General features: G+C 64.3%; 21 protein-coding genes, 1 tRNA gene and 1 pseudogene. 15 read left to right on the top strand and 8 right to left on the bottom strand.

The window, feature by feature from the left end; translation table 11 throughout:
- The 11 genes and pseudogenes from LC062_RS06565 to LC062_RS06520 all read left to right on the top strand — a co-directional run bounded on the left by LC062_RS06565 (position 1) and on the right by LC062_RS06520 (position 4,390).
- Positions 1–1,005, top strand: coding sequence for an ERF family protein (locus LC062_RS06565; protein ID WP_224910225.1), 1,005 nt, complete (start codon positions 1–3; stop codon positions 1,003–1,005).
- Positions 1,005–1,319, top strand: a complete 315-nt coding sequence (locus LC062_RS06560) for a hypothetical protein (protein WP_224910224.1) — start codon at positions 1,005–1,007, stop codon at positions 1,317–1,319. Before LC062_RS06565 ends, LC062_RS06560 begins: the two co-directional genes overlap by 1 nt.
- Entirely contained in the window at positions 1,316–1,810 is a 495-nt protein-coding gene (locus LC062_RS06555; RefSeq protein WP_224910223.1) for a DUF1367 family protein, read from the top strand. The genes LC062_RS06560 and LC062_RS06555 overlap by 4 nt, the downstream gene beginning before the upstream one ends.
- Complete coding sequence (locus LC062_RS06550) at positions 1,807–1,989, top strand: hypothetical protein (RefSeq protein ID WP_224910222.1); 183 nt, start codon at positions 1,807–1,809, stop codon at positions 1,987–1,989. Before LC062_RS06555 ends, LC062_RS06550 begins: the two co-directional genes overlap by 4 nt.
- Positions 1,986–2,360: an HNH endonuclease gene (locus LC062_RS06545; RefSeq protein ID WP_224910221.1), complete on the top strand. Its 375-nt coding sequence runs from the start codon at positions 1,986–1,988 to the stop codon at positions 2,358–2,360. The genes LC062_RS06550 and LC062_RS06545 overlap by 4 nt, the downstream gene beginning before the upstream one ends.
- 11 nt (positions 2,361–2,371) lie before the next feature.
- Positions 2,372–2,572 (top strand): hypothetical protein, encoded by a 201-nt coding sequence (locus tag LC062_RS06540; protein ID WP_224910220.1) that lies wholly within the window; start codon positions 2,372–2,374, stop codon positions 2,570–2,572.
- Positions 2,569–2,817 carry a hypothetical protein gene (locus LC062_RS06535; protein WP_224910219.1) on the top strand — a complete coding sequence of 83 codons (249 nt, stop codon included), beginning with the start codon at positions 2,569–2,571 and terminating at the stop codon, positions 2,815–2,817. Before LC062_RS06540 ends, LC062_RS06535 begins: the two co-directional genes overlap by 4 nt.
- Complete coding sequence (locus LC062_RS21335; RefSeq protein WP_263625481.1) at positions 2,810–2,941, top strand: hypothetical protein; 132 nt, start codon at positions 2,810–2,812, stop codon at positions 2,939–2,941. Before LC062_RS06535 ends, LC062_RS21335 begins: the two co-directional genes overlap by 8 nt.
- Entirely contained in the window at positions 2,938–3,243 is a 306-nt protein-coding gene (locus LC062_RS06530) for a hypothetical protein (RefSeq protein WP_224910218.1), read from the top strand. The genes LC062_RS21335 and LC062_RS06530 overlap by 4 nt, the downstream gene beginning before the upstream one ends.
- Positions 3,240–3,383: pseudogene (locus LC062_RS21640) on the top strand (helix-turn-helix domain-containing protein); the annotation flags it as partial. The gene LC062_RS06530 and the pseudogene LC062_RS21640, both read left to right, overlap by 4 nt.
- Before the next feature lie 14 nt (positions 3,384–3,397).
- Entirely contained in the window at positions 3,398–4,390 is a 993-nt protein-coding gene (locus tag LC062_RS06520) for a tyrosine-type recombinase/integrase (protein WP_224910217.1), read from the top strand.
- Between the two features lie 52 nt (positions 4,391–4,442).
- On the opposite strand, the gene LC062_RS06515 is transcribed toward LC062_RS06520, so the two are convergent.
- Positions 4,443–4,517, bottom strand: a tRNA-Thr gene (locus LC062_RS06515).
- A gap of 259 nt (positions 4,518–4,776) precedes the next feature.
- On the opposite strand from LC062_RS06515, the gene LC062_RS06510 reads away from it, so the two are divergent.
- The gene (locus LC062_RS06510; RefSeq protein WP_224910216.1) at positions 4,777–5,208 is read left to right on the top strand and encodes a hypothetical protein; all 432 of its coding nucleotides are present in this window, start codon (positions 4,777–4,779) and stop codon (positions 5,206–5,208) included.
- A gap of 28 nt (positions 5,209–5,236) precedes the next feature.
- Here the strand turns inward: LC062_RS06510 and LC062_RS06505 are convergent, their stop codons facing one another.
- Positions 5,237–5,698 (bottom strand): protoglobin domain-containing protein, encoded by a 462-nt coding sequence (locus LC062_RS06505; RefSeq protein WP_224910215.1) that lies wholly within the window; start codon positions 5,696–5,698, stop codon positions 5,237–5,239.
- Between the two features lie 230 nt (positions 5,699–5,928).
- On the opposite strand from LC062_RS06505, the gene LC062_RS06500 reads away from it, so the two are divergent.
- Positions 5,929–6,411, top strand: a complete 483-nt coding sequence (locus LC062_RS06500; RefSeq protein ID WP_224910214.1) for an RrF2 family transcriptional regulator — start codon at positions 5,929–5,931, stop codon at positions 6,409–6,411.
- A 237-nt stretch (positions 6,412–6,648) separates the two neighbouring features.
- On the opposite strand, the gene LC062_RS06495 is transcribed toward LC062_RS06500, so the two are convergent.
- From LC062_RS06495 to ccoG, 5 genes are all read right to left on the bottom strand, one after another.
- Positions 6,649–7,167 carry a response regulator gene (locus LC062_RS06495; RefSeq protein ID WP_224910213.1) on the bottom strand — a complete coding sequence of 173 codons (519 nt, stop codon included), beginning with the start codon at positions 7,165–7,167 and terminating at the stop codon, positions 6,649–6,651.
- A 126-nt stretch (positions 7,168–7,293) separates the two neighbouring features.
- Positions 7,294–7,455 (bottom strand): cbb3-type cytochrome oxidase assembly protein CcoS, encoded by a 162-nt coding sequence (ccoS, locus tag LC062_RS06490; protein ID WP_224910212.1) that lies wholly within the window; start codon positions 7,453–7,455, stop codon positions 7,294–7,296.
- Between the two features lies 1 nt (position 7,456).
- The gene (locus tag LC062_RS06485; protein ID WP_224910211.1) at positions 7,457–9,667 is read right to left on the bottom strand and encodes a heavy metal translocating P-type ATPase; all 2,211 of its coding nucleotides are present in this window, start codon (positions 9,665–9,667) and stop codon (positions 7,457–7,459) included.
- Positions 9,668–9,899: 232 nt separating this feature from the next.
- Complete coding sequence (locus tag LC062_RS06480) at positions 9,900–10,421, bottom strand: FixH family protein (RefSeq protein ID WP_224910210.1); 522 nt, start codon at positions 10,419–10,421, stop codon at positions 9,900–9,902.
- A 165-nt stretch (positions 10,422–10,586) separates the two neighbouring features.
- Positions 10,587–12,044 (bottom strand): cytochrome c oxidase accessory protein CcoG, encoded by a 1,458-nt coding sequence (gene ccoG, locus LC062_RS06475; RefSeq protein ID WP_224910209.1) that lies wholly within the window; start codon positions 12,042–12,044, stop codon positions 10,587–10,589.
- A 443-nt stretch (positions 12,045–12,487) separates the two neighbouring features.
- Between ccoG and LC062_RS06470 the strand changes: the two genes are divergently transcribed.
- A complete protein-coding gene (locus LC062_RS06470; RefSeq protein WP_224910208.1) occupies positions 12,488–14,482 on the top strand; it encodes a copper amine oxidase in 1,995 nt (664 codons plus the stop codon).
- A 174-nt stretch (positions 14,483–14,656) separates the two neighbouring features.
- The gene (gene qhpR / locus LC062_RS06465) at positions 14,657–15,871 is read left to right on the top strand and encodes an AraC-like transcriptional regulator QhpR (protein ID WP_224910207.1); all 1,215 of its coding nucleotides are present in this window, start codon (positions 14,657–14,659) and stop codon (positions 15,869–15,871) included.
- Positions 15,872–16,086: 215 nt separating this feature from the next.
- Here qhpR and ccoP read toward each other — a convergent pair whose 3' ends face one another.
- Positions 16,087–16,965, bottom strand: coding sequence for a cytochrome-c oxidase, cbb3-type subunit III (gene ccoP, locus LC062_RS06460; protein WP_224910206.1), 879 nt, complete (start codon positions 16,963–16,965; stop codon positions 16,087–16,089).
- Positions 16,966–16,967 lie beyond the last annotated feature (2 nt).

Below are 16,967 nucleotides of genomic sequence, written 5' to 3'. Positions count from 1 at the left end.
ATGCCGCGCGACAGCGGCGCTTTGCAGACCGGGGCACATGGCGCGGTCATGACACCCGCCGACATGCTGGCGCATGCCGTGACGAACGGGGCCGGACTGGAGGTTGTCGAAAAGCTGATGTCGCTCCAGGATCGATGGGAAGCCAATCAGGCGCGTAAGGCGTTTGACGACGCGATGGCCCGCATGCGCGAGAAGATGCCGCGGGTGGTCAAGGATAAGAAGGTCGATTTCAGCACGGCCAAGGGTCGGACCAACTACCAATACGAGGATCTGGACAGCGTTACGTCGGCCATTTCTCCGGTCATGGCCGAACTGGGCTTGTCCTTTCGCTGGCGCACCGACAACAGCGCCTCTGGCGTCAAGGTGTCCTGCATCATTTCTCATCGTGGCGGCCATTACGAGGAAACCAGTCTCTCGGCTCCGGTCGACGCGTCCGGCAACAAGAACACCATCCAGGCTATCGGCAGCGCGATAACCTACCTCCAGCGCTACACGCTCAAGGCGGCACTCGGGCTTGCCGCCGGGGTGGATGATGACGGGCACGGCGGACGCGACAATCGCGCCGACGACCAAGCCGACCAGAAGTGCCCGCAACAGCGGCCTGGGCCGGCCTCCAAGGCCAACAGCCGCGAGACCTATGCGCGCCTGTCCAAGGCGAATGCCGGCCTCGACAGCGTAGAGAAGCACGCAAAGTTCTGGTCGCAGAAAAGCGCTCAGGCCGCATTCGCCTCACTGCCGGACGACTGGAAGCAATCGCTTGGCCAGGAGCGTGACCGGAAGCTTTCGGAGCTGAAAGCGCAGGTGGTCCCCGCCGACACCGGGCCGATCAACCCGGATGAATTCCTCGCCGATCTGGAGGCGGAGCTTGCGCAAGCGGCTGACGCTGATGCAGTCGCAGCTATCTGGTCGGCCCGGGCGCCGGAGGATGCGCTTGATTTCCCGCCGGACCTTGACCGGGCGCAGGCGCTGCGTGACGCGGCGATGCAGCGTGTGGGGGGCGTGTGATGACCCGGCTTTTCTCCATTCTCAAGGCCGTTGCGGATTGGGCGATCGACAGCCTGCGTGACACGACACCGGTCGTAATTTGCGCCTTCGGCGGCGTTCTGTGGGTGGTCAGCTCCGCTGTTTCGAATGAGTGGCTTGGCGCTGTGACAATGGTGTCTGGGGCGCTGTGCTGGGTCTTCGCTCTCGACGTTGCCAAGCAGAGGGCGGCCGCGAATGGCTACATCAACGGGGTTCTCCGGATGCTCCGGGCGCTTGAGGATGGCGACATGCTGAACGTGACCTACCACCACATCAAGAAGGAGCCCGGCGAATGACCAAGCAAGCCGCTTTCTCCCGCGCCTACGTGCCGTCGCTTGGTTCCGTTCTGGTGCCGCTCGATGCCGACGGCCGCGAAATGGTCGAGGCCATGACCGCGGGCAAACCGGCCATGGTCAGGCTGCACACCCCGCGCAACATCAAGCACCACCGCATGTTCTTTGCGCTGCTGCGAATGGCAACCGACAGCGGGGCGTGGGATAGCAGCGAGGAAACCCTGCGGGATGCGATCAAGATCGCCTGCGGCTGCGTGGACACGATCATCGGCTTGGACGGGCGCACGTATTTCAAGCCCCGCTCCATGAGCTTTGAGAGCATGTCGCAGGCCGAGTTCAGCCGGTTTTTCGACCGGGCGGTGTTCTACGTCTCGACGCACCTTCTCGGCGATGCCAACTGGCAGGCGGTGCGCGATCGCATCGGCGAGATGGTGGACGGCGACCTTGGCCGGCGGGCAACGGAGGTGAACGGGCGATGGAAGAAGAGCGCATGAAGAACCCGCTGCTGGCCTCGTCCGTGGTCGCAAGGTTTGCCTGCGCCGTCGAGGATGCACAGGACGGCGAGGCGCTGCGGGTCATTGGCACGGTATACCGGGCCGATATCCGGGCGTCCGGCGCGAATGATGCCTGTACGGCGATCTACACGACGCGGATGCGGGAGTTCGGGAGATGACCGGGCGCAGCGTGCCGGAGTGGATCGGCAAGACACCCGACACAGCGGCCCCGGCCCGCGTCCGGCTCCGGGTGTTCCAGCAGGCCGGCGGCAAGTGCCACGTCTGCACGCGCAAGATCACGGCCAGCGACGGCTGGGATCTGGACCACGTGAAGGCGCTGATCAACGGCGGTGAGAACCGGGAAAGCAACCTGGCGCCGATCTGCGACTGGTGCCACCCACCCAAGACGAAGGCCGATGTCGCGACGAAATCGAAGACGTACCGCATGGCTGCAAAGGCGGCCGGCGTGAAGCGCAAGCGCTCGGCGTTCCAGACGAACCGGGACGGCGCGTGGAAAGCGCGGATCGGCGGCGGCGTGGTCAAGAGATGAAGGAGGTGGGGATGAAAGCCCATGAGCTGAAATTCATCAACAGCGATGCGCGGCCCAAGGTCCAGATCATCCGTTGCGACAAGGCTTCCGTCGCGCCCGTGATGGCCTGGTACGGCTCGCATTTCGCGGGCGACAGATACCGCGTTGAGGTTGATGGGGGCAAGGCCGAGAAGGACCAGAACGGCGAGCTGGCCGCGATGGTAGCGGCATGATGGAATGGACAAAAAAGAAAAAAGGCTGCGCGGAGATATACACGGCGCAAGGTATCGAGCACGCGATTGTTGATCGGCGCGGCTTCGGGGTTGCTGCGGCGCTGGGGGGCAGTGTTACGTTCATGGAAATTCCATTCGATACTGTTGACGACGCCAAGCGATACGCGGAGTCTTTCCCCCGCGCCACTCATGACCAATATGCGCAGCCCTCGCCAAGACCCAGAGGAGGGACCGGCCATGACTGACTATCTCATCTTCAAGGACGTGGTCATGCTGGGGGCATTTGCGCTCGCTGCCATTCCATTTATCTGGCTCTACTTGGCGGCTCGCATTCGCCGATGGGTTGATGAGAGGAGAAACCGGCCATGACTGACTACCCTGACGACGTGATGCGGGCCGCGCGAGAGGTTGTTTCGAGCGAGGCATTCGTCACTGCAGCGATTTACGGCCATTCAGCTGTTGGCCCGCACACCGTTGATGCCGCTGCCCGCGCCATCATGGCCGAGCGACTGAAACACAGGGCCATCATCGCCCTGGCGCTGCGTGTAGCAGAAAGCTGGATTCACGATCATCTCGACGGCACCGGCGATCTGCAAGGCGCTCTTGCCGAGCTGGAACCGGCCCGGGCAGCGCTCCGGGAGATGTCAGGGCAAAAGGAGGGTGATGCATGACCCAGGCCCGCGTCTACACACCCGATATGCTCGCCGACGAATGGCATGTTTGCGCCAACACCATCCGCAATTTAATCAAGCGGGGGGAGTTGCGCGCGGTGCGCTTCGGACGGCACTATCGCATCCCGGCGGGGGCGGTGGAGGAATTTCTGCAGTGTCAAAGCACGAGCTCACAATCGGCAGGCTCAAAGGTCGATACGTCGTCTCGTGGCGAGACGGTGACGCGAGACGACGGTTCCGTCTTCGTGCTGAAACACGCGCGGACGCCGACCGCGAAGCGATAGACGTCTATCGGCGCGAAATGCTCGCGCACCAGGCAACCGCCGCCACGATCCGCGATCTGTGGGACGCCTATTGCGAAGAAAAGGACGGGAAACCCGTGGTGACGACCATGGGTTTTGAGGCCAAGGCAATGATGCCGGAGCTCGGACACCTCAGGCCCGACCAGATCGACAGAGGTCACATTGCCGCCTATACCGCCAAGCGCCGCGGACAAGGCCGCAAGGATGGCACCATCCGGACAGAGCTCGGCCATCTGACCACCGTGCTTCGATGGGCCGTCCAGCAGAAGATCATCGACCATGCCCCGAAGATCGATCGCCCCTCCTTGCCGGCGCCGAAAGACCGCTGGATAACTAAGGCAGAGGCGCGGGCGCTGCTGGGAGCCGCCACGGCGCCGCATATCAGGCTTGCGATCCGCCTTATGCTGGCAACGGCTGGCCGGGTCGGGGCCATCCTCGACCTGACGTGGAACAGGGTTGATTTCCAGCGCCGTGAGATCGACTTGCGCGTCGACACCACTGGGCCGAGAAAAGGCCGTGCCAGGGTTCCGATGAACAGCGGGGTTGAGAAGGCCTTGAAAGAGGCGCAGAAGATGGCCCTGACGGAATTCGTGATCGAATGGAACGGGAAGCCCTGCGCGTCGATCAAGACCGGGTTCCGCGCCGCGGCCAAGAGCGCCGGGCTTTCGGATGTGACGCCGCATGTCTTGCGCCATAGCGCGGCGGTGTGGATGGTCAGCGAGGGCGTTTCAATGGAGAAGGTGGCGCAATTTCTCGGGCATTCGAATGTGTCAGTGACATTCTCGACATATGCCAGATTTGCGCCGGACCACCTGCGGGACGAGGCGGATATTCTCGACTTTTAGGTTCAATGAACTTCGAAGCACTCCGAAAATGTCTTCTAAGTCATTGATTTTATGGTGCTGCCGGAGAGATTTGAACTCTCGACCTCTCCCTTACCAAGGGAGTGCTCTACCCCTGAGCTACGGCAGCGATGAGCGCGGGTTTAAGGGCAAAAACCGCAGCCGTCAAGCGGGTCGGCAAGGCATGCTGTGGAAAATCTCAAGACGAGACGCTTGCCGTAACTTGCAGCGCCCGGCGAGAAGGCGCAGCGAACATGTGGCCACGCGCGCGCGCCCCAAACAGCATGGCTCCCGGGGCCTTCCCCGGAGCGGCGCGGGGATCGATGGCGACCGAGAGTGCGACACATCGCGATGGCGCCCGTCGAGCGGCACCAACAACGGGAACGGCCATGACAAAGCTCTACGAAGTCACCATGCCCCCCATGGGGCTTGAGCCGAAGGCGCAGGCTGAGGCGTTCCGTGACGAGCTCCTTGCCGCCTGGGAGGACATTGACGCGATCGCCGAATACGTCGCCATACTGACGGTTGGCGAAATGGATGACGACTTGACGCGCGACACCGCCCCCCCCCCTTGCAATGGGCGCCGGATATCGGCCAAAACACCAGTCGCGGCGCACCCTGCCGGACAGCAGTTGAAACAGGCACGACCCATGAGCAAGCCCCCGAGCGACAGCACGCCCCCGCAGGACGGCCGCCCGAAAGCGCCGGCCACGGACGACGCGCGCGCCCGACGTCTGGCCGAGGCCTTGCGGGCGAACCTGCGCCGGCGCAAGAACGCCCAGAAACCCGGCCCGACCAAGGACCACAAGACCTCCGATTGACCCCGCAGGACCGCCGAGCGGCGCCGCTCTAGTCGACATACGCCACATGGCAGGCGGAGGCGGCGAAGGTCATGTCGAGAAGGACCACCCGCCGCACTGACGCCATCAGCGATGCCCTCTGTGCGCCGCAAGGCTCCACCGCCGCGATCTCCCGCTCGAAGGCGTTGAGAAACCACCCGTAGGACGCGATGTAGTCGGCCATCGTCACGCCGGCCTGAAAATGCCTGGCCGCCACCCACCGGACACGCGCGCGATATCGCTCATCCAGCACGCCCGAAAACAGCATCTCCCAATAAGAGAACTGGCTTGCCTTGAGTCGTTCCAACGAGAGCCCCTTCAGCCGCCATTTCTGGCCGGACACGATCCTGCTTTGGTAAAAGCCATCGAGGATCTGGGGCATTCGGGGCGACACCAACGCCCACGCATCGACCAGGCTCTGCCGATCCCCCGAGTACAATTCCATGAAGTCAATCCAGTCACGGACTTCCATCCAGGTTTCCGAATTCATATTTCGCCAATATCTGTTTCGCGACACATATTCGATGCGTCCAGAACCACACCCTTCAAATGATCCATTCAAAGTATTTAAAATTTTATTATAGATTTACAACAAAAACAAAAGCTCTATCTAAAATGTATCGTTTATTAAAAATTGAATACGAAACGAACCTAAAGTAATCTCCCGCGACTTCATTCATACTTTTCTGCCAGGAGCGGGCAATGCGCCTTACGAACCGAACGGATATCGCGATTCGAACGTTAATGTACTTGGCCATATACGAAGATAGAATCATCACAATTGACGAAATTGTGGAGAAAAGCCTAAGTCATCGCTCCCAGGTGGTATCCTGTGTTCAGACCCTGCGAAAGAACGGCTACATCAATTCCACCGTCGGACGCAGCGGGGGCATTTCTCTGGCGAAAAGACCTGACCAGATCGTCATTTCTTCCATCGTGAAACTGATCGAGCCCGACTTTTTCCTTACGGAGTGCGAGGAAAAGGCCTGCCAGTCCCGCTGCGCAATCTACGAATCATGCCACCTGAAGAAGGTGTTGCATGAAGCGCTCTCCTGCTTCTTCCAGCATCTGGACACCGTGACGCTTGCCGACATCGTCTCCAACCGGGACGAATTGCGGCGCGCCATCGCTCAAAGCCGGCTCCCGGCAACGCAAAGCTCCCTGAGCGGAGCCGCTGGCACCTGAGATCACACCAGCCCCGCCTCGCCTTCCCCGCCAGCCTCCCTGCTCCCCTCAGACCTTGAAATGACGCCTGTCCGCCCCACGCCGACACAGGCGCGGGAGCCCCCTTGTCACTGGCCATCGGCCCAACGCCGGATGCAGGTGGCACGCGATCACGGGAGACCCGGCTGGACCGGACCGCTCTTTTTTCACGAGATGATCGAATGGGAAAGAGGGGTGGGCGGGCGCAATCACAAGAACCTATCCGCCGATGGTCGAGATCGCCGGCTGCCCGTCGCCCTCCCCATCCACGGCCTGCCAGATCTTCTGGCGGTTGCGGATCTCACGCGGCGCCGGGCCGAAGTAACTCGGGGTCTTGACGAAGTCGCGCGGCTGCATAATCACGCTGCTGACCCGCTGATACAGCGCCTTGGCGGAAATCGGCTTGGACAGGAGCTCATGCACGCCGAGGCGTCGCGCCTCGATGATGCGGCTACGCTCGGTGTGCCCGGTGACCATGATGATCGGAATATAGGCGAAGGGATTATGCGGATTGCGGATCATCCGCACCATGTCCGCGCCATCGAGAATCGGCATCACCCAGTCGAGAATCAGGATATCGGGATTGGCCCGCTCCATCGCCTCCAGGCCGGACGCGCCATCTTCTGCCTCGACGATCCGCCGGGCGCCGAATCCCTGCAGCATGGTGCGCAGGATCGTGCGCATATACGCACTGTCCTCGACCAGCAAAAACGTCAGGGATGACAGATCCAACGACACGCAAGAACCTCCAATGTCCCCCCTTGTCGCACGTGAAATCTGAAATAACGGTTAGCCTCTATGTGCCAAAGCCGCGCGACGGCGTACCCCGGGTTGCGCCGCCGATCCGCACCGGCACGCAAGCCGTCATCTGGCCGGGTCGTCCGGCAGATCGTCATCCTGAAGGATCCGGTATTTGGCGCCCTCCAGATCCTCATACTGGCCCGATTTCAGCGACCAGAGGAAACCGGCCAGCCCGATCAGGCCCAGCAGCAGGGCCACCGGTATCAGAAAAATCAGCACATCCATGTCACACCCGTTCCGAACTGGACCCCGCCGCCAGGCGCAGCCGCAACGCATTGAGCGTCACGACGACCGAGGACCCGGACATGGCCAGGGCGGCGATCAGCGGCGTCACGAAACCGGCCACGGCGAAAGGCACCGCAACCACATTGTAAAGGGTCGAGAACCAGAGGTTCTGCGCCATTGCCGCACGGGCGCGCCGTGAAAGCCGCAAGGCTTCGAACACCGGTGCCAGGCGATCGCCCAGGAACACCGCATCCGCGGCGGCCTGCGCCACATGCACCGCCGTCACCGGAGACATGGACACATGGGCGGCGGCCAGCGCCGGCGCGTCGTTCAGCCCATCGCCAACCATCAACACCCGGGCACCCGTCGCGGCCCATTGCTCCAGCCGGGCGATCTTGTCGGCCGGGCGCAGTTCCGCCTGCCAGTCCTCGATCCCCAGTTGCTGCGCCACGGCAGCGACCGGAGCCGTCCGGTCGCCGGACAGAATCGCCAGCCGGTAGCCGGCCTGGCGCAGCGCGGCGGCCGTTTCCGCCGCATCCTCGCGCACACGCTGCTCCACCAGCAGCGGCACCGGCGTCTCCGCACCATCGCAAAAGACCAGCAGCGAGGCCCCGGGCCGCGCCGCAAGCGCCGCCTGCACCTGCGCCTCCGGCAATCCGCAGAAGGTCGCGCTGCCCAGCCGCAGCTCCCGGCCCTCCACCTCCGCACACACGCCCTCACCGGGCATTTCCCGTGCATCCGGCAGCGGCACCTCGGCCTGTGTCGCCCGCGCCAAGGCCGCGGCCAGCGGATGCCGGCTCGACAGCGCCAGACGCCCGGCCAACGCGCGTGCGCTATCGTCCAGCACCGCCGTCTCGACCACCTCAGGCACCGCCAGGGTCAAGGTCCCGGTCTTGTCGAAGACGATGGTGTCCACCTCCGCGAGCCGCTCCACCGCATCGCCGGAATGCAGCAGCACGCCGGCGCGGAACATCAGCCCGGATGTCACCACCTGCACCGCCGGGATCGCCAGCCCGAGCGCGCAGGGGCAGGTGATGATCAAGACCGAGATCGCCACCACCAGAGAGGGTTGCCAACCGGCACCGGAGAGCCACCAGCCGACGAAGGTGAGGGCCGCGGCCAAATGCACCAGCGGCGAATAGAGCGCCGCAGCCCGGTCGGCAAGCTGCACATGCCTCGACTTCGCCTGCGCGGCCGCTTCCAGAAGGCGTGTCACCTCATCGAGCAGGGTCGCGCCGGACGCGGTCGTGACCGCCACCGTCAGGTTGGCCGAGGCATTCATGGTGCCGGCATAGACCGGATCGCCAACGCCGACCGAGGCCAGTGCCGTCTCGCCGGTGACAAGGCTCTGGTCGATGTCCGAACGCCCGCTGAGCACCGTTCCGTCCAGCGAAACCCGCTCGCCGGCCCGCACCAGAATGTGCTCGCCCGGCTCCACCTTGGACAAAGGCACCTCGCGCAGGCGGCCGTCGGGCAGGATCGTTACCGCTGTTTCCGCCTTGAGCGCAGCGATATTCTCGGCAAAGGCGCGCGTGCGCCGGCGCATGGTGTGATCGAGATAGCGGCCGATCAACAGGAAGAACAGCAGCATCACCGCCGATTCAAAATAGGCGTGATGGGCAGACTGGATCGTCTGGGTGACGGACAGGAACAGGGCCAGGGTCACGCCGATGACGATGGGCACGTCCATGTTGAGCCGCTTGGCCCAGACCGCCGCGAAGGCGGAGCGCAGGAACGGCCGTCCGGCGTAGACCGCCGCCGGCAGCGCAATCAGCGCCGAGAGCCAGTGGAAGAAATCGCGGGTCTCGGTCTCGATGCCCGTGGCATTGCCCGACCAGACCGAAACGGACAAGAGCATGATGTTCATCGCCGCGAAACCGGCCACGGCAAGACAGCGCAGCAGCTCCCGCCCGGCGCTGTCGGCTCGCTCGCGCACCTGTGCCGGATCGAAGGGATGGGCCCGGTAGCCCAGCCGCGACAGGGTTTCGACCACCTGGTCCGGCGTGCTTTCCCCCGGTGTCCAGTCGACCGCCAGACGATGGCTGGTCAGATTGAGCCGCGCCTTTCGGATACCCGGCTGGGCTGAAAGGCCGCGCTCGATCTCCACCATGCAGGCAGCGCAGGTGACCCCTTCCACCGCCAGATCCATATGCGCCTCGCCCTCCGGCGAAAGGGTGACAAACGCTTCCCAATCCCGCTCATACGCCGTCATGATTGCCGCTGCTATCCCTGCCGGGGCGAAGAGCTGCCGTCCACTTCACCCGCGATCTTCCCGTGACGCCGCGCCGGCCGAAGGACCCGCACAGGCATCAGACTGAGTTTATACCCGGACCGCCAGTGCCCGGCAGGCCTCGCGACGAAGCGGCCTGACGCCTTCCGGCGATTGCCGCTTCGCGATGGCGACCTCCCGGTCCGGCCGCCGAGGGTCCCGTTCGGCGCCCGCTCTATTCGTCGAGATAGACCCGATTGAACGAGCGGAAGCTTTCCCCACCGCGGCCCTCGGCCAACAGCTTGACGATCCAGCGACCCGCCGCCATGTCGGCCAGCTCCGCCCGGTACCGCCCCAGTTCCCCTTCCTGGAGAACGACCGTGCGCTCCGGCTCCGCGCTCGCCGGACGCAGCAGAACCACCGTCACGGTCAGACCGACCAGCGGGGCGCCCTCGGCGTCCTTCGCATCCACCAGGATCGCGGCATTCGTGCCCTCGATCCGGGAGACGGAGCCGTCCACGGTCCAGTTGAGCAGCGCCTGTTCGCGCGAGGCGGCGATTTCTTCGTTATACGCCAGCCCCTCCTCATAGGCCGTTTCCGTGACAACGCCCGGAAAGGAGCCGACGGCGAGGTAGATGAACACGGCATTGGCCGCGAAGACGACGGCGAAGAATCCCAGGATCCAGGCAAGAACGGTCTTGCCGGAAATCGGCTTTCCGCCCCCCGGCTTCCGTGCCGGCTCGGTCATTGAGGTCATGTGTGCAATCGCTTTGACGTTGTATCCATGAACCATGGGATCATGGATGGACCATCCTTGCGCGGCATCATACCGCGTTGCGGCATGACGCGACAGTCGGCAATGGCCCCATCGGGACATTTACCGCGAAAAGACGAGGCCCCGGTATGCCGGGGCCTCCCATCATCATGGCGCCTTGAAGAAGTCCCGCGCCCGGGCCACATCGCCCATCACCGTTTCCGTAATCCGGAAGGTCACCGGCGTGGTCTTCCCCATCGTCGCCTCGGCCGGCGAGAACACCAGAACGCGCACCTCACGGGTGGTGTCCGGCCCCACCGGAATAACCGGCTTGCCGAGCACGGTCTCCTCGATGCCAACCGCCTCGATCCGGGTTCCTTCCGGCATGCCCTCGACCGACAGGATGAAGTCGCGGGCAAGCGGGCGCTTGTTCAACAGGCGGATCGTGTAGCCGTTGCGCACCGCACCATCGGACAGCTCCACATAGATCGGGTTGCGATCGTGCAGGACATTCACGCCCTCATAGGCGCGGGTTGCCAGTGCATAGGCCATGATGCCGGCGACCAGCGCGATCATCGCCACATAGATCACCGTGCGCGGGCGAACGATGCGGACGAAGGTTTCCTTGCCTTCCATGCGCCGCTTGACGTTCTCGTCCGTGTCATAGGCGATCAGGCCGCGCGGCTTGCCCACCTTGTCCATCACCGCGTCGCAGGCATCGATGCACAGGCCGCACTGGATACAGCCGAGTTGGGTGCCATTGCGGATATCCACGCCGGTCGGACAGGCATGGAAGCACTGGGCGCAGTCGACGCAATCCCCGGCGGGCAGCCCGTCGGCTTCCAGCTTGCGGTTCTGCTTCAGCGAGCCGCGCGGCTCGCCGCGATCGTAGCGATAGGTGACATTCAGCGCTTCCTCGTCCGTCAGCGCCGCCTGGATGCGCGGCCAGGGGCAGAGGAAGATACACACCTGCTCGCGCATGTGTCCGGCCAGCGCGTAGGTGGTGAAGGTCAGGATGCCAATCCACAGGTACGCGGCGAAGGGGCCCTGCCCCGTCGCCAGATCCTTCACCAGGGTCGGCGCGTCGGAGAAATACAGGACCCAGGCGCCACCGGTCCACCAGGCGACCAGCAGCCAGAGGGTATGTTTCGAGATCTTCTGGGTGACCTTGCGCAGCCCCCAGGGCTCCTTGGCAAGCAGCATCCGGTCGCGCCGATCACCCTCGGTGTAGCGCTCGATCCACAGGAACAGATCGGTCCATACGGTCTGCGGGCAGAGATACCCGCACCACACCCGGCCGGCGACCGCGTTCATCAGGAACAGGCCCATCGCCGCAAGGATCAGCAGGCCGGTAAGGTAGTAGACCTCCTGCGGCCAGATCTCGATGAAGAAGAAATAGGCCCGCCGCCCGGCGATATCGATCAGCACCGCCTGATCGGGGGCGTCCGGCCCTCGATCCCAGCGAACGAACGGCAAAAAGTAATAGATTCCGAGGGTTACAAACAGCACCGCCCATTTGATCTTGCGGAAGGTGCCATGTACCGCCATCGGATAGATCTTCTTGGCGGAGGCAAACCACTCCTCCGGATGAGCCCCGGCTCCGGCGGGATCCGTTTCTGCGCGCATTGTTCCGTCCATGTTTCCTGTCTCTCGTCGTCCCGCCCCTTTGGGACCACGCAAGGCCTGGAAGCCGGGCATAAGCTCGCCCACTCCCTTCTCGCTTGGTCGCATCATATGCCGCGCGGATGTCCTTGGGGTTGCGACACGTCAACACCGCGACAATCCGTCACCTGCCGCGTCCTCCCACCGGCCTTGACCGGCCCCGCCGATCCCTCCATCGGCGCGCATCCAGTTTCATAGTAACGCAAGTTGGCCTGTTTTCCGCACAACCCGGTAACAACAAGACGCAATTTTGCTCCGTTCTTTTTTCCAGGTGCGACATTTTGGCCCAAAATGCACAACGCGCCGCCGCCGCGCGCGCTAGCCTGGCGAGGCAGCGGAGACCACCCGGCAGAATGGCGGCTCCCTGCATCCGGACGGGATCACCAGCCTTGGGGGGGAGCCTCTTCATGCGACCAACGAAACTTGCACATCTCATTGCCGGCGGCGCCATCGCTCTGACCGCCACCTTGCACGGTCTTGCCGCCCATCCGCTCGACGGGCTGAGCGAGGCGGAAATTTCCGAAGCGGTCACCCTCTTGCGCCAGAACGGCGATGTCAGCGATGATACGCTCTTCCCCTATATCTCGCTGAAGGAGCCGGACAAATCCACGGTCCTGGCCTGGACGCCCGGCACGCCGGAACCGCGAACGGTCGAGGTGCACTACAAGACCAGTGACGGGGCCTTCGTCGCCGAAATCGACCTTGCCGCCGACAAGGTGGTGTCGGTTGTCCCCGCCGCCGGCGAGACCATGATCCTGCTTTCAGAATTCCTGACGGCGATGGAGCTGGCCACCGGCGACCCGGCCTTCATCGCCGGGCTGAAAAAACGCAACCTCGCCCCCGAGGAGGTGTTCTGCCTGCCGCTCACGGCCGGCCGGTTCGGCCTTCCCGAGGAAGCCGGCCGGCGGCTGATGAAAGTGCCGTGCTACGTGCTGCCGGAAGGCTCCAACTTCTACGCCAAGCCGATCGAGGGGCTGTTCGCCGTGGTCGACCTCAATGCCGGCTCGGTGGTCGAAGTGCTCGATTCCGGCGCCCTGCCGGTGCCGGAGGATCCCTGGGGCTACACCGAGGAGGAGGTCGCAGCCCGCACCGGCGCGCTGCGCCCGAAAAGCTCGCCGGCGACGCTGTCCCAGCCCGGCGGGTCTAACGTCACCATCGAGGATGGCCTGATTTCCTGGGACATCTGGCGGTTCCGCGCCCGCGTCGACAAGCGGCCGGGCGTCGTCCTGTCCAACATCGACGTGAGGGACGGCGAACGCTGGCGCTCGGTGCTCTACCAGGCGCATCTGTCGGAGGTGTTCGTGCCGTACATGGACCCGGATGACGGCTGGTACTGGCGCACCTACATGGACAGCGGCGAATACGGTTTCGGCATTTTCCTGACCCCCTTGCGCGCCGGCATCGACTGCCCCGCCTACGCCACCTATCTGCCGGCGGTGGTGCATCAGGACAACGGCGAACCGCTCACCATTCCCGGTGCGATGTGCATCTTCGAACGCAACATCGGCGATCCGGCCTGGCGCCACTACGAGATCTTCGCCCAGAGCGAGACCCAGCAGACCCCGGCGGAAGGGCGCCCGGCGACCCAACTGGTGGTCCGTTCCGCCTCCGAAGTAGGCAATTACGACTATCTGGTCGACTATGTCTTTCATCAGGATGGCCGCATCGACGTGATGGTCGGCTCCACCGGGCTGGACGCGGTCAAGGGCGCGGCGATCAGGTCGATGCAGGACGCGGGCGCAGCGGAGGAAACCCGGCACGGCACGCTCATTGCCCCGAACCTGATCGCACCGAACCACGATCATTTCTTCAACTTCAAGCTCGATTTCGACATTGACGGCCGGGACAACACCTTCATGCGCACCGCCCTGGTGCCGGGTGAACCGGAGGAGACGGCACCGCGCCGGTCCATGTGGGTGACGCAGACCGTGCCGGCGAAGACCGAACTCGGCGGCCGCTTCAAGGTCAACCCGAACACGCCGGCGATGTATCACATCATGAACATGTCCGCCGAAGGCCCCCTCGGCCACCGGCCCGGCTACATGATCGTGCCGAACAACTCGGTCGCCTACTCGCCCTTCGACTACGTCAATGACATGCCGATGAAGCGCAACGCCTATGTGGAATACACGCTCTGGAACACCCCCTACCGGGCGGAGGAGCGCTATGCGGGCGGCCAGTTCGCCTTCCAGAGCGACGGTACCGACACGCTGGCAAGCTGGGCGGCGCAGGACCGGCCCATTGAAAACACCGATGTGGTGACCTGGTACACGATGGGCTTTCACCACGTGCCGCACACGGAGGACTGGCCGGTGATGTCGACCATGTGGAAAGGCTTCATGCTGCGGCCGTTCAACTTCTTCCCGCACAACCCGGCACTGACGATCCGTCTGCCCAACTGACCCGACGACAAGGCGTGCGGCCACTCCCTGAGCGGCCGCACGTCTTCGGTCAATTCTCCGCTTGCCCCTGCCCTTCCCGGGTGCCCCAGTCCTTCCCGGGTGCCCCAGTCCTTCCCGGGTGATTGACAGACCCGCCAAGTCGCCCCAGGCTCTGTCCTTCGATCGGATCCGGCCATGTGCGCTTCGACCAGTCCCCCCGCCACCATCGTCGCGGCCGCCCTGCCGCTGATCGCCGATGCCTTGCGCGCCGCCGGCATCGATGCCGCTCGCGCCTTCAGGGACACGGGGCTGGCGCTTCAGCCTTCCGCCCACGCGGACGCGGCGATTCCGCTCGACGCCTTTGCCCGCCTGCTGCAACAGGCCGGACAGCAGAACGACGATGTCACCCGCCTCTGGCAATGCGGTGCCAAAATCGCCGAGCCCGCACTTGACTGCCTGTTCCCGACCGGATTGCGCGAGCGCCGGCTCGGCCTCCTGATCGACCGGGTGCTGGAGGATCTGGCTCATCTGCAGGAAGGTACCGTGTTCCGGCGGACCGTCGCGGGCGACACCTGCATTCTCACCTACCGGATCAACGATCCGTCGATCTGGCCAAGATCTCGTGACGTGGAATTTACCCTTGGCTTCCTCGATGCGGTGCTGCGCCGCTTCGCCGGTGATGCCCTGCATCTGGTCGCGCTCGGTTTCGAGCATGAGCGGGACAGGCCTTCCGGCCTGGAGCGGGCGACCGGGCTTGCCGCGCTTTACGGGGAGCCCGCCAATACCCTGGCCTTTCCCGCCGCGCTGCTCGACCTGCCGGTCATGGCGGGGAACGGACGGAACAGCGCCTGGCGGGATCGTCCGCCGCGCCCGTGCACCGCCCCGCCGGATCTGGAACGCCGGATTCTCGACGCGATCTACCGCCGGCTCGGACAGGGCGGGGTCGCTCAGGCCGATATCGCCGGAGACTGCGGCCTGTCGGTGCGCAGCCTGCGCCGCCAGCTCGACGCCAGCGGCCAGTCCTTCCGCAGCCTGCTGGAGCGGGCACGGCTCGCCTATGCGCTTTGGGCGCTGACCGAAACGGGGTTGCCGATCGGTGAGATCGCCCACAGGCTCGGATATGACGGGCAGAGCGCCTTCGCCCGAGCCTTCAAGCGGCGCACCGGCGCCCCGCCCTCGCGCTATCGCTGCGGCCATACGAAGGGCGACGGCCCCTCTGCGCGTTTGCCCGGCCCCGAGCCAGGATCACGGAGCCGAAAGACGCGCGTTGTGAATGGGCCGGACCCGTCGGACTGTGGCTCGCCGATCCCGGATCGCCGCTTGCGCCGCCTCCGGGAAGACGCGGAGAGAGGGGCGGTGTCCGGCGTGGAACAGCCGTTGCCCCAAGGGCAGGCCTCATCGCGATTCTGAACCGGGAATGAGGGAGCCGGAAACGGGGAGCCGGAAACGGGGCGCCAAACGACCCGCGTTTCCGATAGACTGGACCCGAGAGTTCGTGGCTCACTGAGAGCAGAAAGCCGCGCGCGGCGCCTGGCAAGACGCTCCCGGAGCCTGGGCCATCACACAAAAAAGGCGCCCGCTGGGGGGCGCCTTTTCCGTATCGTGGCAGTTCGGCAATAGGCCGCTTATTCGCCGCCGCCCAGTGCGTGGACGTAGACCGCGAGCGACTTGACCGTCGCCGGATCGAGCCGCGTCGACCAGGCCGGCATCACGCCATTACGGGAGTCGGTCACCTGAGCGACGATCGCATCGATCGACTTGCCATAGAGGTAGTTCCGGGCCAGCAGGTTGGGAGAGCCAACCTCGCGCATGCCCTTCAAGTCCTCGCCATGGCAGGCCGCACAGTTGTCGAGGTAAACCGTCTCGCCAGCGGCCAGGTCGACACCCTCTTCCGGCTCAAGGCCCGCCTTTTCGCCCACATAGTTGGCGACCTGACGGATCTGTTCCTTGTCGAGCAGCCCGTCGGCGCCGAAGGCCGGCATGTCACCGATCCGCGCCTCGTCATGACCCGAGCGGACACCGTACTGCAAGGTGGTGTGGATCTCGTCCAGCGACCCGCCCCAGATCCACTGGTCGTCCTGCAGATTGGGATAACCGATGGCGCCGGTGGCACCCGACCCATGACAGGCGGCGCAGTTGTCGCCGAAGGCGGCCCTGCCGTTCGCCATGGCGAACTCAAGCAGCGACTGGGTCGACTGAATCTCGTCGAGCGACGCATTGACCAGCGTCTCGCCGATCTGCGCGCGCTCGGCCATGCCGGCATCATAGGCGGCCAGCGCATTGGCACGCTGGCTGTCGCCCAGAACACCCGTGGCATAGCTGGAGACCAGCGGCCAGGAGGGATAGACGATCCAGTAGCCGATGGCCCAGACGATACAGGCGTAGGTCATGTACAACCACCACCTGGGCAGCGGGTTGTTCAGTTCCTTCAAACCGTCCCACTCGTGGCCGGTGGTCTCGACGCCCGAGATTTCGTCGATTTCCTTGGTGTGCGTATCAGCCATTG

The sequence above is a fragment of the Stappia indica genome (assembly GCF_020177335.1).
GTDB lineage: Bacteria > Pseudomonadota > Alphaproteobacteria > Rhizobiales > Stappiaceae > Stappia > Stappia indica_B.
Note: the sequence above shows the minus strand (reverse complement) of the source record. Positions and strands in the feature narration are given on the sequence as shown.

Excerpts from the sequence above, each read along its gene's own strand:
- LC062_RS06565 (WP_224910225.1), top strand. The coding sequence starts at position 1 with ATGCCGCGCGACAGCGGCGCTTTGCAGACCGGGGCACATGGCGCGGTC.
- LC062_RS06560 (WP_224910224.1), top strand. The coding sequence starts at position 1,005 with ATGACCCGGCTTTTCTCCATTCTCAAGGCCGTTGCGGATTGGGCGATC.
- LC062_RS06555 (WP_224910223.1), top strand. The coding sequence starts at position 1,316 with ATGACCAAGCAAGCCGCTTTCTCCCGCGCCTACGTGCCGTCGCTTGGT.
- LC062_RS06550 (WP_224910222.1), top strand. The coding sequence starts at position 1,807 with ATGAAGAACCCGCTGCTGGCCTCGTCCGTGGTCGCAAGGTTTGCCTGC.
- LC062_RS06545 (WP_224910221.1), top strand. The coding sequence starts at position 1,986 with ATGACCGGGCGCAGCGTGCCGGAGTGGATCGGCAAGACACCCGACACA.
- LC062_RS06540 (WP_224910220.1), top strand. The coding sequence starts at position 2,372 with ATGAAAGCCCATGAGCTGAAATTCATCAACAGCGATGCGCGGCCCAAG.
- LC062_RS06535 (WP_224910219.1), top strand. The coding sequence starts at position 2,569 with ATGATGGAATGGACAAAAAAGAAAAAAGGCTGCGCGGAGATATACACG.
- LC062_RS21335 (WP_263625481.1), top strand. The coding sequence starts at position 2,810 with ATGACTGACTATCTCATCTTCAAGGACGTGGTCATGCTGGGGGCATTT.
- LC062_RS06530 (WP_224910218.1), top strand. The coding sequence starts at position 2,938 with ATGACTGACTACCCTGACGACGTGATGCGGGCCGCGCGAGAGGTTGTT.
- LC062_RS06510 (WP_224910216.1), top strand. The coding sequence starts at position 4,777 with ATGACAAAGCTCTACGAAGTCACCATGCCCCCCATGGGGCTTGAGCCG.
- LC062_RS06505 (WP_224910215.1), bottom strand. The coding sequence starts at position 5,698 with ATGGAAGTCCGTGACTGGATTGACTTCATGGAATTGTACTCGGGGGAT.
- LC062_RS06500 (WP_224910214.1), top strand. The coding sequence starts at position 5,929 with ATGCGCCTTACGAACCGAACGGATATCGCGATTCGAACGTTAATGTAC.
- ccoS (WP_224910212.1), bottom strand. The coding sequence starts at position 7,455 with ATGGATGTGCTGATTTTTCTGATACCGGTGGCCCTGCTGCTGGGCCTG.
- LC062_RS06485 (WP_224910211.1), bottom strand. The coding sequence starts at position 9,667 with ATGACGGCGTATGAGCGGGATTGGGAAGCGTTTGTCACCCTTTCGCCG.
- LC062_RS06480 (WP_224910210.1), bottom strand. The coding sequence starts at position 10,421 with ATGACCTCAATGACCGAGCCGGCACGGAAGCCGGGGGGCGGAAAGCCG.
- ccoG (WP_224910209.1), bottom strand. The coding sequence starts at position 12,044 with ATGCGCGCAGAAACGGATCCCGCCGGAGCCGGGGCTCATCCGGAGGAG.
- LC062_RS06470 (WP_224910208.1), top strand. The coding sequence starts at position 12,488 with ATGCGACCAACGAAACTTGCACATCTCATTGCCGGCGGCGCCATCGCT.
- qhpR (WP_224910207.1), top strand. The coding sequence starts at position 14,657 with ATGTGCGCTTCGACCAGTCCCCCCGCCACCATCGTCGCGGCCGCCCTG.
- ccoP (WP_224910206.1), bottom strand. The coding sequence starts at position 16,965 with ATGGCTGATACGCACACCAAGGAAATCGACGAAATCTCGGGCGTCGAG.